Raw genomic sequence first — 14,107 nt, 5'->3', positions numbered from 1 at the left:
GCTCCGTTCAAATCCCCCGGCATACGTCGCGACCTCATGCCCTGCCGCGGCCCCATCAAAGCTGCTAGACTTGGCCGACCACATTTCAGGAGCGTCCCATGAGCTGGCAGCCATCGATCGATCCCGAGTTCGGCGATCCCACCTCCTGCGATGCGCTGGAGCACGTCATCGTGCCGCGCACCCGCGATCTCGGCGACGGCTTTGCCGTGCGCCGCGCGCTGCCGCACGGCCGGCGGCAGATGGTCGGCCCGTTCATCTTCTTCGATCATTTCGGCCCGGTGCAGTTCGTCTCCGGCAAGGGCATGGACGTGCGGCCGCATCCGCATATCGGCCTTGCCACCGTGACCTATCTGTTCGACGGCGCCATCACGCATCGCGACAGCGAGGGCAACGTGCGGGAGATCCAGCCCGGCGCGATGAACCTGATGACGGCGGGCCGCGGCATCGCACATTCCGAGCGCACGCCCGACCTGCAGCGCCAGACCGGGCAGCAGATGCTGGGGCTGCAGAGCTGGATCGCGCTGCCGGTCGAGTCCGAAGAGATCGCACCGAGCTTCCAGCACTATGCAGCCGACGCGCTGCCGACGATCAGCGACACCGGCTTCTCCGCGCGCGTGATCGCCGGCAAGGCGTTCGGCGCGGCCTCGCCCGTGACGATGGTCTCGCCCTGGTTCTATGTCGAGGTGACCGCGCAGGCCGGAACGGTCGTCCCGCTCGATCCCGACCACGAGGAGCGCGCGATCTATGTCGTCGACGGCGAGGTCGAGATCGCGCGCGAGCGCCACGAAGGACCGCGGCTCCTGATCTTCCGCCCCGGCGACGCCATCAGCGTGCGCGCGGTGAAGCCGACCCGGATGATGTTCCTCGGCGGCGACGCGCTGGAAGGGCCGCGCCACGTCTGGTGGAATTTCGTCTCCTCCAGCAAGGAGCGCATCGAGCAGGCCAAGCAGGACTGGAAAACCGGCCGCTTTGCCGCCGTTCCCCAGGAGCACGAGTTCATTCCGCTGCCGGAATAGGCTATTGCGGTCGCAGCGCTCCCGTTTCGAAAGCCCCGCACGATGACCACGCTCCTCACCAGCAATCTGCCGCTCCCGAAAATCGGCCGCGGCAAGGTCCGCGACATCTATGCCGTCGGCGACGACCGCGTGCTGCTGCTCACGACCGACCGCATCTCCGCCTTCGACGTCGTGATGAACGAGACCATCCCGATGAAGGGCGCGGTGCTGACGCAGATCTCGGCGTACTGGTTCAATGCGCTCGAAGGCGTCGTGCATCACCACATGATCTCGGCCGACGCCGATGAGATCATCGCCGCGGTGCCGGAGCTGAAGCCGCATCGCGACGAGATCCTTGGGCGCGCCATGCTGTGCAAGCGCACCACGGTGTTTCCGATCGAATGCGTGATCCGCGGCTATCTCTCCGGCTCGGCCTGGAAGGAATATGCCGCTGATGGCACGCTGGCCGGCGAGAAGCTGCCCGAAGGCCTGGTCGAGAGCGAGAAGCTCGAGCCCGCGATCTTCAGCCCGGCGACCAAGGCCGAGACCGGCCATGACGAGAACATCACCATCGCACGGATGCGCGAGGTGGTCGGCGACGAGACGGCATACGCGCTGGAGAGCATGACGCGCGCGATCTATACGCTCGGCGAAACCTTGGCGCGCGAGCAGGGCATCATCATCGCCGACACCAAGTTCGAGTTCGGCCGCGACAAGGATGGCCACATCATTCTGATCGACGAGGTGATGACACCGGACTCGTCGCGGTTCTGGGCGGTCGACGCCTATCAGCCGGGCCGGCCGCAGCCGAGCTTCGACAAGCAGCCGCTGCGCGACTATCTCGACGCCGAGCGCAAGGCCGGGCGCTGGAACGGCGACGCACCGCCGCCGCCCTTGCCGCAAAGCGTCGTCGACGCCACCAGCCAGCGCTATCTCGAGGCGTTCAGGCGCGTGACGGGCAGTGAGCTGAAGATCTGAGTGGCTAAACTCACTCGCTATCGCCGAGACTGAGGACAGGTGCTGACCTCGTGAGTTGTGATACGAACTTGCGCCGCGCCGGCAGTGCGCTCCCTCGCCCCGTTCTTACGGGGAGAGGGTTGGGGTGAGGGGCAGACGCACGGGAAGTGTGTGGAGAGACCTGTACCCCCTCACCCGGATTGCATCTTCGATGCAATCCGACCTCTCCCCGCAAGCGGGGCGAGGTGAGCACCGATCTCGCCGCGGATTGTTCGCTCTTATAACTTGCAATCCGAGTGCAATCATCCTTCAGGAAACTGAAGACCAGACACACGTCATCGGCCTCGCGGCGCCATGGCCCGAGCTATGCGGATCGATCTCGCCCTCGAAAATGCAGAGGGCGCAGGGAAGGCCGGACCTCGACTGAGGCCCGTGGCCCGCCTGCTCAAAAAAATGCAGGCGGCAGGTACCACAGGTTCAGCCGGACGACCCGGCCCTCCCTGCGCGATAGTTTTAACGTCTGCTCCGTGCTCTCCCCGGGGACCGGGCTTGTTTGCCCCCGTCATCCGCGCGACACGTCATGTCGCAGCGGGCTTAGCGCCAGCATCGGGGCGCCAGGACCACACGGCTTGAACGTCCGCGAGCTGCTAATCGTCCAGCGCATCAGCACCTGACAGGCCCACGGCCACCGCTCCCCGCCTTCTACGTATCGTGACGACGCGTACGCCCCTCTGCATGAGGACGGGATGTGCGGATACAACCACGATTTCGGAAAAAGCGCAAGTCAAAATTCAGCGGCAAGGTAACCCGACGGGCAGTTTTCGCGCAGCTGACAAGCGGCACACCAGCGAACGCGCAATCATCCGGCAGCCGCAAAGCGGCTCTCGATATGAAACGACTTGGCTGTCACCAGCCACTCACCATCAATCAGGTGGAAGCAGAGATAATCGAGATAGAGCAATTGATCGATCCTTACGCGCACCTTGACCAGCGCCTGAGATGGCGAGGCAAGGTCGATCAGCAAGATCTCCTGGTGACGAGGCGCCGCTTTCGACTGTGGCGAGGGAGTGGTCGCCAACAGCTGGCGATACTCGGCCGCGGTGAGAACGCGCAGGCCGTCGTCACGCAAGCCGTGCAGTTGCGCAGTCGGCGCAAACACACGATCGAACTCGTCGACATCGAAGTCGAACATCAGACTGAAATAGCTCTCGACGGCAGCAGTCACGGATCGGTGCGCAGCGATGTCGGCCATGTTCGACGTCTCCCGGTTTGGAGCAGCGCCATCGCATACGAAGAAGGCGGGCAAGCGCGGCTGTTGTCGACGGACATCTTCGGCCCGGACCAGGGCGCATGTCCTTGCGAACTGTGCTATTGTGCCGGCGCCCTACGCAATAAATCCCCAACCCTCCTCCGCGATTGTCAGAGATATGCCAAAAGCCAAGCTCGACGCGATCGACCAACGCATCATCGGAGAACTGCAGGCCGACGCGCGGCTGAGCAATGTCGACCTTGCCGACCGGGTCGGATTGTCACCTTCGCCCTGTCTTCGTCGCGTCAAGCGGCTGGAGCAGGAGGGCATCATCGAGGGTTATCGCGCCGTCCTGAACCGCGACAGCGTCGGCCTCGGGTTCTCCGCATTCCTCGCGGTCAAGATCGTAGGACATGCGAACGAGCATGCCTTGGCCTTCGAGGATATCGTCTGCGCAATGCCGGAAGTCCTCGCCTGCCATCTGGTCTCCGGCGATTCAGACTACCTGCTCGAGGTCGTGACCGCCGACCTGGAGCACTATCGGCAGTTCCTGGTCGAGCGGCTGTTGACCCTGCCCATCGTCCGCGAGGTCAGAAGCAACATCGCCATCCAGACCCGCAAAGCCGCGGCACCTCTGCCGTTGGAGCACTCCCAATGAGCTCTCGGCACCAGGGAAAAGTTCTCGGACTGAGGTAGCTAGATCTCCTCGACACGCAGCAGCACGGGCATATCAGTTGGACCGTCCCTTCCGAGCCAGTTGCCCCAAATGACTTTGGCTTTGAAGTGACGACCGCGACATCGAACACCTATCACGTCCCCGACAACGGGCGGGACTCCTTGATGATAGTTTTCGTCACGACGAAGCTCATGCTCCGTGACGAGCTCGCCGGACTTCAGGAGGATCCTTTTTACCCAATAGGCCAAGCCATGATGCTCCGATCTCTCGTCATCGACCATTCGCCGGTGCGCGCAGCTAATCCTCGAACCCGACAAACACCGTCGCTTCCTTCACCGACTTGCGCTCGGACACGACGGCATTGGCCGGAAAATCGTGATCCGGCCAGCCGAGCGCGATGCTCTTCATGATGACCTGATCGTCGGCGATGCCGGCGTGCTGACGAACCACCGGCGATTGCATGATGCCCTGGCTGTTGATCACGGCGCCCAGCCCGCGCGACCAGGCGGCGTTGACCAGCGCGTTGGTCACGGCGCCGCAATCGAACGGCGTGTCGTCGCTGCCGTCCAGCACGCGGTCATAGGTCACGATCACGCACACCGGCGCGTCGAACTGGCGGAAGCCGCGCATGACCCAGTCCTGACGCTTGTCCTTGTCGTCGCGCGCGATCCCCATGGCGGAGAACAATTGCTTGGCGACGCCGACCTGCCGCTCACGGTGCGGGCCATCGAAGGGCTGGCCGGTGCGAAATTCCCGCGACTGCGGCACGCCAGCCAGCATCCGCTCGGTATTACCGGCCCGGATGCGGTTGAGCGGCTCGCCGGTGATGACGTAGAAATTCCAGGGCTGCGTGTTCATCGACGACGGCGCGCGCATCGCCAGCCCGATGATTTCCTCGATGAGCGCCCTGGGCACGGGATCGGGCTTGTAACCGCGAATGCTGCGGCGACCGAGGATGACGTCGTCGAACTGCATGTGTGGGCGATTCCCGGGATGAAATGAGTTGCAGGGATATTTGCGGCTTTTCGGTCCCGGTGCAAGATGACGAGGCGGGCCGGCGAGGTCACTGCAAGTCCAGCCGACTGGACCGGCACCGAGCTATCGCTTCAGCATCGACAGAACCGTGCGCGCGAGATCGGCGGGACTTTCCACGAGGCGGTCTGCGCCGGCAGCTTCGAGCTCATCGCGGCTGCCATAGCCCCAGAGCACGCCGAGGCTGCGCATCCGGACGGCGTGGGCGCCGGCGATGTCGTGACGGCGGTCGCCCACCATGAGGCCGTGCGGCGCCGCGATATTCCGTTGGATGAGAATATGCGCGAGCAACTCCGGCTTGTGGTCCAGCTCACCTGACGGCACCGAGCCATGGATGGCGTCGAACAACGACGCCAGATCCAGATGCTCCAGGATGCGCCGCGCGAACACCTCGCGCTTCGACGTGGCGAGATAGAGCCGCAACCCGGCACTCTTCATCTCCTGCAGCGCGTCGCGGATGCCGGGATAGAGCTCGCTGCCGAACAGCCCGCTGTCGCCATAGTGCTGACGATAGGCCGCGACGGCCTCATCGACCCGGTCATCGCCATAGGCCTGCAGCAGCACCCGCAGCATGTCCTGCAGCGGCGGGCCGATCACGCTGGTCACATCGAGCGTGTCGTCGGGCGCGTGCCCGAGCGCGCGCAGCGCTGCCAACGTGCTCGCGGCAATGCCGGGCCGCGAGTCGATCAAGGTGCCGTCGAGGTCGAGCAGGACTGAATGAACCGGGGACATGTCCGACCATAGCGGCGGGCTGCAACGCCGTAAATGTCTGCTCAGTCCAAGACCCGCAATCTCGGAGCAATGGCGGATTAGTTCCGTTGTTCGCCAGATGGGCGGACCGATCTGCCCGCCTCGACGAGCAATTGCTCTTTCCCCGCCAACAACTGAACCTGCCCCCGAGGGTCCGGCGGATGCGCGTCATGCCTTCGCACTGGGACGGCTCGAAACCTCGCCATACCATCGCTTGAGATGACGGAGATGTTCGGGCGGCGCGAGCTTCGCGCGGGCGGAGAAATCGACGGCCACCATGGCGCTGATGTCGGCGATCGTGAAGGCGGCTCCGCCGACGAAGGCGTGATCGGCCAGCCGCGCATCGAGCCATGCCAGGAAATGCTGAGCCCGCAGACGGCCGCGCTCCGCCAGCGCCGGAATCTGGTCAAGCGGCAGCGGCCCCGGCAGCGCGCGGTGCTCCAAGCCCGGCACGCTGTTCCGGAACGCCTCCTGGATGGCGTAGATGCCATCCCACTCGATCCGCCGTAGCCAGCATTCGACCAGCGCCCGTTCTTCCGCGTCTTGCCCCATCAGGACGGGCTCAGGATGCAGCTCCTCGATATAGCGGCAGATCGCGATGACATCGGTAATGGCAGCGCCGCTGTCGAGCGCGAGCACCGGGACCGTACAATCGGGATTCATCGCGCGAAATGCCGGGGTGAACTGCTCGCCGCCGCGCAGGTCGACCTGCACGGTGGGAAGGGTGAGACCCTTCTCGGCGAGAAAGATGCGCACGCGGCGTGGGCTCGGTGCGGTGGCGTTGTCGTACAGCTTCATGCTCATTCTCCCTTGCGAGGCTCGGGTCGAGGCACGAGCTCGCACGTCGCAGCATTTCGTATGAATCATACACTTGTCTGTTGCTGCCACCCCATCGCTGAACACACGTCTCGCGTCTCAAGTCAGCGCGCGATGCAAGGCACTCGCGAGGCCATCCGGATTTTCGATCGCCAGCGAGTGTCCGGCTTCAGCAACGACGGTGACGGAAATGCCGTGGTGCGAAAGATCACCGATATCGAGGTGAGGCAGGGAGCGCTCACCGACGATGACCGTTCTCGGCATCTTCAAGCCATAGAGAGTTCTGCGCCAAGTCGGCGTACTGCCCTTGATCAACGAGACTGCTTCGCGGTGCACAGCAAATGCAGCGCTTTGCGCGAGCGACGTAGCCCATACGGCATTGCCTTGGGCTTTCGATGCCTCAACCAAATCGAAATGGCCCCGCGCCACGTAGTCAGACTCGGACATAGCGGCGACCCTTTTGCTGAAGACCCCGCCGCCCGGGTCGATGTTTGGCTCACTCAACGCGACTCGTTCAACCTTCGTGCCTAAAATCTCGGCAAGCACGATGGCAACGGCGCCCCCCATGCTATGACCGAAGAGATTGATCGAACCTGGCACCACGTCGCAGAGCAACTCGGCAACCGAGCGTGCATGATCTTCGATGGAATAGCTGAAGCTTGCGGGCCGATCGCTCAACCCTGAGCCCAGCAAATCGACCAGGATCGCTCGTCTTCCTGCAAGAACAGGTGAGGCTGCGATACCCTCATACTCGGCTGACGACGCACAACCGAGACCGTGAATGTAGACCACGGCTGGGCCGCTACCCGGCATCTCGCGATAGGCGATATTCGCAGATGCCGTACTGAGCCAATAAGCGTTCAACACCGTCCCCAATAGCTTTGAGTGCATCAACACAGAGAGGATGAACGAACTTGCTCGATGATTCGCGCAAACACGAAGAACGACAAGCTCAGGCGCCTCGAGCGACGTCCTCGTCGCAAATCGATCAACGCACTCCGGCGCTCTCACGTCACCCCGAAGATCTCGTCCTGATCCATGCGCACCGCGCGCAAGGCGCGCGTTCCGCGCCACTGCTCCTGCTGCTCGGCCAGGGCATAGGTGATCAGCAGCGACCGGCGGCGCGCGCCGCTGCGATTGAGCGTGGCGCCGTGCAGCACGTTGACATCGAACAGCAGGATGTCGCCGGCCTCTCCGGTCGTGACGAAGGCGGATGATGCCGCCTGCGCATCGTCGGTCCCGCGGCGATGCGTGCCCGGCGCCAGCTGCGTCGCGCCGTTGTCGGGGCCGAACGGATCGAGGAAGGCGAGCGCCGACACCGAGTCGGTGCGCCAGCGCTCGACGCTGTCGCGATGCAGCGGCTGCGCGCCGCCATCGGCGCGCGGCTCGCGCCCTTCGACCTGGCCCAGGAAGAACGGCGCCTTGAGGACGTGATGCACCGCCGCGAGCATCACCGGCAGACGGCAGACGCGCTGCACGGTCGGATCGAGATCGACCATGGCATGGCGCCAGTCGCGTCCGCGCGGGACCGGCCACTGCTCGGACGGGACAGTGCCGGCCTCGAATGCGTTCCGCAACGCCACGATCCATTCTGCCGGGATCGCACTTCGTAGCAGCAGATAGCCGTCCTCATCCAGGCGATGCGCGTCGGCCGCAGCAAGCCGGCCGACGGTGGTGCAGATCGATGCCGCGGTCATGGCTGCGCTCATACATCGCGAGGAGCTGGTCGAATGCTTCGCATCGTTGACGATCCATCACCTCTCCGCAAGCGGCACGCCATCGTGGCCGACGCCAGCAATCCGACACTGACTTCGTCGCCGCTCGCGGTTGGTCCGACGACGAACGTCACAGTCGGAGGCGGTGCCCACGCGGAAGCCCCTGGGCTATTTCGTGACGATCAGGACGGAGCGGCTGCACTTCGCCACCCATCACGGCGCCGAGGCGACACGGCACTGAGGCGAAAGGTCACGTCGCAGCGGGGCTGCCGGACGGCGGCGGTTAACCGTGCGTTAACCACTACCAAATTACTTATTTTCATCGTTTGAAACAAATAGAAATATTGAGAAATGGAGCCTGCAGGCTCCTCCGAGGCGCATATGGCGGTTGTCCAAAGCACCAGCCGGATCTCTCCCGCGATGGAGCGGGTCTATCACCAGAGCAATCTGCTGGGCGAATGGAAAGGCAGCTGGACGGCCAACAGCCAGGCCGTGAGCTTCAAGGTTGTGAACATTCGCGGCAGCCAAGCCACGGTGGAATACACCCACCATGGGCATACCGAGCGCGGCATCGGCACTGTCAACGGCTCAACCATCGACTTCGGGCCCGTCACGCTCGGAACCAAGGATGGCAAGAACGCGGTGCTGCTGTTCTCGGCCGGCGGCGGCAAGGCCACGGCGATGCTCCAGAAGCAGGCGCCTCCGGCCAACGAGAGCAATCTCGCCGGGAGCTGGGCTGGCTATTCGGGCGATAACGGCATGAGCGCGAGCTTCCGCGTGCTTTCCGTCAACGGCAACGAGGCGCAAGTCAGCGTCACCACGAACGGCGTCACCCGTCAGGGCACTGGCATCGTCTACAGGAACGTCATCATGTTCGGCCAGTCGCAGATCTCGACCGACGACGGCAAGAGCGGCAAGGTCATCTACCAGGTCGGCAACAAGTCCTACATGGTCCCGGTGAACAAGCTTGCCTCGACGTCGTCGGCGGTCGACAAGTCGGCCTGAGCTCACACGCCCGCCATCATCACGTATTTGATCTCGAGATATTCCTCGATGCCGTGATGCGAGCCCTCGCGTCCCAGGCCGCTCTCCTTGACGCCGCCGAACGGCGCGACCTCGGTGGTGATCAGGCCGGTGTTGACGCCGACCATGCCGGACTCCAGCGCCTCCGCGACGCGCCAGACGCGGCCGAGATCGCGGGCGTAGAAGTAGGACGCCAAGCCGAACGGCGAGGCGTTGCACATCGCGATCACATCAGCCTCGCTATGGAAGCGAATGACCGGCGCGAGCGGGCCGAACGTCTCCTCATGCGCGACCAGCGCATCCGCCTTCACGTCCGACAGCACGGTCGGCTCGAAGAAGGTGCGGCCGAGCGCGTGGCGCTTGCCGCCGGTGATGATTTTGGCGCCGCCCTTGACCGCGTCGGCGATGTGGCGCTCGACCTTCTCGACCGCCTCCGCGTTGATCAGCGGCCCCTGCGTCACGCCGGCTTCAGTGCCGTCGCCGACCTTCATCGCCGCGACCTTGGCGGCGAGCTTCTGCACGAAGCTGTCGTAGATCTTATCCTGGGCATAGAGGCGGTTGGCGCAGACGCAGGTCTGGCCCATGTTGCGATATTTCGAGACCATCGCGCCTTCGACCGCGGCGTCGACATCGGCATCATCGAACACGATGAACGGCGCGTTGCCGCCGAGCTCGAGGCCGAGCTTCTTCACCGTGCCGGCCGACTGGCGATACAGGATCTTGCCGACCTCGGTGGAGCCGGTGAAGCCGACGAAACGCACGGCCGGATGCTCGCACAGCACCTTGCCGATCGGCGGCGCATCGCCGGTGACGATGTTGAGCGCGCCCGCCGGGATCCCGGCACGCTCGGCCAGCACGGCGAGCGCGAGCGCCGACAGCGGCGTCTCGTTGGCCGGTTTCAGCACCACGGTGCAGCCCGCGGCGAGCGCCGGCGACACCTTGCGGGTGATCATCGAGTTCGGGAAATTCCACGGCGTGATGGCGCCGCAGACGCCGATCGGCTGCTTCAGCGCGAGCAGCCGCGCGTCCGGCTTCTGGGTCGGGATGGTCTCGCCATAGACGCGGCGGGCTTCCTCGGCGAAGAACTCAATATAGGCCGCGCCGATATCGACCTCGCCCAGCGCTTCCGTGAGCGGCTTGCCCTGCTCGGAGGTGAGGATCAACGCGAGATCCTCGCGGTTCGCGGTGATCAGCTCGAACCACTTTCGCAGAATGTTGGAGCGCTGCTTGGCGGTCAGCTTGGCCCAGGCCGGGAAGGCGCGCGACGCCGCTTCGACCGCCTGCGTCGTCTCCGCAGGCCCGAGCTGTGCGACCTTGGCGATCTCCGCGCCGGTCGCGGGATTGACGACCGGGAAAACCGGCGTGCCGACCCAGGCGCCGTCGATGTAGCTCTGCTCGCGCAGCAGCGACGGATCCTTGAGACGCTCTCGCAGGCTCGAGGCAGGAGATTGGGATGCGCGGGCGGCGGTCGATGTCATCGGGCAACTCCTCGAAGCGATCGGTATCTCGCTCGGAATATAGCCCCCGCATGGCAGCGGCGCACGGCATGTGCGCCTCCTGAACGGTACATTCGACCGAGCCAACCGTACCTCTACAGCACCAAATGCGGTGCCGCCGGGGTCGCGGGCGGGCGTCGGATCAGAGCGGTATCAGGCCGCGCCGCTCATGTAGGTCTCGCGACGGCCGATCATGCGTTCCGCCGCGGCCTTGGCGTCGGCCTTGGTCGAGGTCGCGCAAGTGCGGTATTCCAGGTCCGGCAAGCTGGCGGGATCGCGGCGCCCGAACCACGACTTGTGGCCGACGGGTAAGAGCGCAAGCGCCTGCGCCACATTGTCGACCGCTCCGAACGAATACAGCGCGCCGGTCGCCGCGATGCGCACCTCGTAGATTCCCGGGGTGATCGGTGCCACGATATTGTCACCGCGCCCCGGCCGCGGATACCGCTTCCACTCGCTCCACGTCGAAATCATATCGCCCCCAACGGCGGACGTTGCCGCCAAAAAAACGTCATCGGCTCAAAAAAGCCGTTTGTTGAACCCTTTAAGGCAGAAATGGTTGCAACTCACAACAGTCGCAAGCCCGTGGTGGGAACATGGCGCCCATGTGACGGACTCGCGGCTCCATGGAACTAATCATGATTCTCTGAATATTTTGAAGCGCTGTGGCATCGGCAGCGCCGTTCTCCCCTGCCGCAATGCCCGCGCTGCATCATCACGAGATCGCGACCAAGTCGATCTGCGACGGTCCTTGCTGGCTCGGTCGCGCCGGGAAACAATCACCTACCGTCACACAAGAACGGAATGGGAGGCGTTGATGCAGAGCAAGACCGAGATCGATGGCGTGCTGCGGCAGAGGGCAGAGGCCGGCGAGATCCCCGGTGTGGTCGCAGTCGCGGCTGACAGCAATGGGGTGATCTACGAAGGCGCGTTCGGAAAACGCGACCTCGGCCGCGACGATCCGATGACCACCGACAGCGTGTTCTGGATCGCCTCGATGACCAAGGCGATCACCTGTGCCGCCGGAATGCAGCTGGTCGAGCAGGGCCGGCTGTCGCTGGATGCGCCGATCGGCCGCGTGCTGCCGGACCTCGCTGCACCCAAGGTGCTCGATGGCTTCGATGCGAACGGCGAGCCGATCCTGCGCCCGGCGAAGACCGACATCACATTGCGCCACCTGATGACCCACACCGCCGGCTTCTGCTACGACATGTGGAACGGCGACATGGCCAGCTATGTGGAGAAGGCCGGCACGCCCGGCATCATCACCTGCAAGAACGATGCGCTGACGCTGCCGCTGGCGTCGGATCCCGGCACGCGCTGGGAATACGGCATCAACATCGATTTCGTCGGCAAGGCGATCGAGGCGGTCAGCGGCCAGAAGCTCGACGCCTATCTGCGTGACAATCTGTTCGCGCCGCTCGGCATGGATGATACCGGCTTCAAGCTCGGTCCGTCGCAGCGCGCACGCCTGGTCGGCATGCATGCCCGCGGCGAGGACGGCAAGCTGGCGCCGATCCCGTTCGAGATCGAGCAGGAGCCCGAGTTCCACATGGGCGGCGGCGGGCTCTACGGCACCGCCGGCGACTACATCCGCTTCACCCGCATGATCCTCAACCAGGGCCGCGGCAACGGCAACCAGGTGCTCAAGCCCGAGACGGTCGCCGCCATGCGCGACAACCACATCGGCGAGCTCGAGATGACGAAGATGGCCGCGGCGGTGCCGGGCGTCACCAACGACGTCGACCTCTATCCCGACATCGTCAAGAAGTGGGGCTTGAGCTTCATGATCACGACGGCGCAGACGGCGGAAGGCCGCAGCGCCGGCAGCCTCGCCTGGGCCGGCCTCGCCAACACCTACTACTGGATCGATCCCGCGCGCGACGTCACCGGCGTGATCCTGATGCAGCTGTTGCCGTTCGCGGACCGGCTGTGCCTGGAGACCTTCGCGGGCTTCGAGCGCGGCGTCTATGCGGGGCTGGATGCGGCCGGCGGGCAAAAAGCGGCGTGATGAGTTGAGACAGCACGGAGGGCGGGCGGCGGATCGATCCGCTCGCCTTCGGCTCATCCTGACCGATAGAGTTATTAGTTGCGCAGAAGGACCCTTTTGAAAGCACGCCCTCTTCAACAAATTGGATGGATATCTGCCGGAGAGATACGAGCTTTTGCGGCACTGACGGTGCGCTCCCTCGCCCCGTTCCTACGGGGAGAGGGTTGGGGTGAGGGGCAGACGCACGGGTGGTGTTCGCTGCGAGACCTTTACCCCCTCACCCGGATTGCATCTTAAGATGCAATCCGACCTCTCCCCGCAAGCGGGGAGAGGTAAGGGCACCGAGCAAAAGGATGGGACCGAGCAAGCCGTGCGCCTGAGAGCTTAAACCTTCAGCCCGTGCTGCGCGGCGAGATCCTTCAGCGACACTTGGGGCCGCGCGCCGATGTGCTGGATCACCTCGGCCGCGGCGAGGCCGCCGAACCGGCCGGCCGCCTCATAGCCGGTCTTGCGCACCAGCCCGAACAGGAAACCGGCCGCGAACAGATCACCGGCGCCGGTGGTGTCAACCAGCGTCTCGATCGGATGCGCCGGCACCGCGATGACGCCGTCATTCGACACCACGACGCAGCCCTTGTCGCTGCGGGTGACGATGCCGAGCGTGGCATCCTCGCGCAGCTGCTTCAGGGCGCCGTCGAAATCCGACGTCTGGTACAGCGAATGCAGCTCCGTCTCGTTGGCGAACACGAGATCGACGGTGCCGCCGCGCAGCAGGTCGAGAAACTCCTCGCGATAGCGATCGACACAGAACGCATCCGACAGAGTGAGTGCGACCTCGCGGCCGGCGTCATGCGCAATCGTGGCAGCCTTCACGAACGCGTCCTTGGCGTCCTTCGGATCCCACAGATAACCTTCGAGATAGATGATGCGCGCGGCTGCAATCTGCGCGGGATCGATGTCGGCCGGAGTCAGGTTCTGCGCGGCGCCGAGATAGGTATTCATGGTGCGCTCGCCGTCGGGCGTGACCAGGATGTAGGAGCAGCCGGTGGCCGGGCCGTCGGCTGCGGGCGCGGTGTCGAAGGCGACGCCGGCCGCCCGGATGTCGTGCGTATACATCCGCCCGATCTGGTCGTCCTTGACCTTGCCCACATAAGCGGCACGGGCGCCGAGGCTCGCGAGGCCGACGATGGTGTTGGCCGCCGATCCGCCCGACATTTCGGTGGCTGGTCCCATGTCGCGGTAAATCGCGGCCGCGCGCGCCTCGTCGATCAGCGCCATGCCGCCCTTGGTCATGCCATGCCTGGCGAGAAAGGCTTCGTCGGCCTGCACCAACACGTCGAAAATCGCGTTGCCGATACCGAGAACATCGTATTTCGCGTCAGTCATCCACTGGCCCCGTTTACGGCGT

14 protein-coding genes are annotated in these 14,107 nt (G+C 64.5%); 5 read left to right on the top strand and 9 right to left on the bottom strand.

Translation table 11 applies throughout. The annotated features are described in order from the left end of the window. Positions 1–98 precede the first annotated feature (98 nt). Both LQG66_RS23595 and LQG66_RS23590 read left to right on the top strand, forming a co-directional pair. The gene (locus LQG66_RS23595) at positions 99–1,016 is read left to right on the top strand and encodes a pirin family protein (protein WP_231318061.1); all 918 of its coding nucleotides are present in this window, start codon (positions 99–101) and stop codon (positions 1,014–1,016) included. A 42-nt stretch (positions 1,017–1,058) separates the two neighbouring features. Continuing rightward, complete coding sequence (locus tag LQG66_RS23590; protein ID WP_231318060.1) at positions 1,059–1,973, top strand: phosphoribosylaminoimidazolesuccinocarboxamide synthase; 915 nt, start codon at positions 1,059–1,061, stop codon at positions 1,971–1,973. Between the two features lie 838 nt (positions 1,974–2,811). Here LQG66_RS23590 and LQG66_RS23585 read toward each other — a convergent pair. Then, complete coding sequence (locus LQG66_RS23585; protein ID WP_231318059.1) at positions 2,812–3,204, bottom strand: nuclear transport factor 2 family protein; 393 nt, start codon at positions 3,202–3,204, stop codon at positions 2,812–2,814. Between the two features lie 175 nt (positions 3,205–3,379). Between LQG66_RS23585 and LQG66_RS23580 the strand changes: the two genes are divergently transcribed. Next, complete coding sequence (locus tag LQG66_RS23580; RefSeq protein ID WP_231318058.1) at positions 3,380–3,859, top strand: Lrp/AsnC family transcriptional regulator; 480 nt, start codon at positions 3,380–3,382, stop codon at positions 3,857–3,859. A gap of 315 nt (positions 3,860–4,174) precedes the next feature. Here the strand turns inward: LQG66_RS23580 and LQG66_RS23575 are convergent, their stop codons facing one another. The 5 genes from LQG66_RS23575 to LQG66_RS23555 all read right to left on the bottom strand — a co-directional run bounded on the left by LQG66_RS23575 (position 4,175) and on the right by LQG66_RS23555 (position 8,172). Further along, a complete protein-coding gene (locus LQG66_RS23575) occupies positions 4,175–4,852 on the bottom strand; it encodes a nitroreductase (protein WP_231318057.1) in 678 nt (225 codons plus the stop codon). 123 nt (positions 4,853–4,975) lie between these two features. Continuing rightward, entirely contained in the window at positions 4,976–5,641 is a 666-nt protein-coding gene (locus tag LQG66_RS23570) for an HAD hydrolase-like protein (RefSeq protein WP_231318056.1), read from the bottom strand. A gap of 186 nt (positions 5,642–5,827) precedes the next feature. Further along, entirely contained in the window at positions 5,828–6,457 is a 630-nt protein-coding gene (locus LQG66_RS23565; protein WP_231318055.1) for a glutathione S-transferase family protein, read from the bottom strand. A gap of 117 nt (positions 6,458–6,574) precedes the next feature. Then, on the bottom strand, positions 6,575–7,339 hold the full coding sequence (locus LQG66_RS23560; RefSeq protein WP_231318054.1) for an alpha/beta fold hydrolase: 765 nt from the start codon (positions 7,337–7,339) through the stop codon (positions 6,575–6,577). Between the two features lie 143 nt (positions 7,340–7,482). Continuing rightward, positions 7,483–8,172: a phytanoyl-CoA dioxygenase family protein gene (locus LQG66_RS23555; RefSeq protein WP_231318053.1), complete on the bottom strand. Its 690-nt coding sequence runs from the start codon at positions 8,170–8,172 to the stop codon at positions 7,483–7,485. A gap of 399 nt (positions 8,173–8,571) precedes the next feature. Here LQG66_RS23555 and LQG66_RS23550 point away from each other — a divergent pair, with 399 nt between their 5' ends. Beyond that, complete coding sequence (locus LQG66_RS23550) at positions 8,572–9,195, top strand: hypothetical protein (protein WP_231318052.1); 624 nt, start codon at positions 8,572–8,574, stop codon at positions 9,193–9,195. A 2-nt stretch (positions 9,196–9,197) separates the two neighbouring features. On the opposite strand, the gene LQG66_RS23545 is transcribed toward LQG66_RS23550, so the two are convergent. Both LQG66_RS23545 and LQG66_RS23540 read right to left on the bottom strand, forming a co-directional pair. Next, the gene (locus LQG66_RS23545) at positions 9,198–10,691 is read right to left on the bottom strand and encodes an NAD-dependent succinate-semialdehyde dehydrogenase (protein WP_231318051.1); all 1,494 of its coding nucleotides are present in this window, start codon (positions 10,689–10,691) and stop codon (positions 9,198–9,200) included. Between the two features lie 171 nt (positions 10,692–10,862). Next, positions 10,863–11,183 carry a hypothetical protein gene (locus tag LQG66_RS23540; protein ID WP_231318050.1) on the bottom strand — a complete coding sequence of 107 codons (321 nt, stop codon included), beginning with the start codon at positions 11,181–11,183 and terminating at the stop codon, positions 10,863–10,865. A gap of 343 nt (positions 11,184–11,526) precedes the next feature. Between LQG66_RS23540 and LQG66_RS23535 the strand changes: the two genes are divergently transcribed. Next, positions 11,527–12,720, top strand: coding sequence for a serine hydrolase domain-containing protein (locus LQG66_RS23535; protein ID WP_231318049.1), 1,194 nt, complete (start codon positions 11,527–11,529; stop codon positions 12,718–12,720). A 363-nt stretch (positions 12,721–13,083) separates the two neighbouring features. Here the strand turns inward: LQG66_RS23535 and LQG66_RS23530 are convergent, their stop codons facing one another. After that, entirely contained in the window at positions 13,084–14,085 is a 1,002-nt protein-coding gene (locus LQG66_RS23530) for an adenosine kinase (protein WP_231318048.1), read from the bottom strand. Positions 14,086–14,107 lie beyond the last annotated feature (22 nt).

The organism is Bradyrhizobium ontarionense (assembly GCF_021088345.1).
Lineage (GTDB): Bacteria > Pseudomonadota > Alphaproteobacteria > Rhizobiales > Xanthobacteraceae > Bradyrhizobium > Bradyrhizobium ontarionense.
This window is presented reverse-complemented; position numbering and strand designations above follow the sequence as displayed.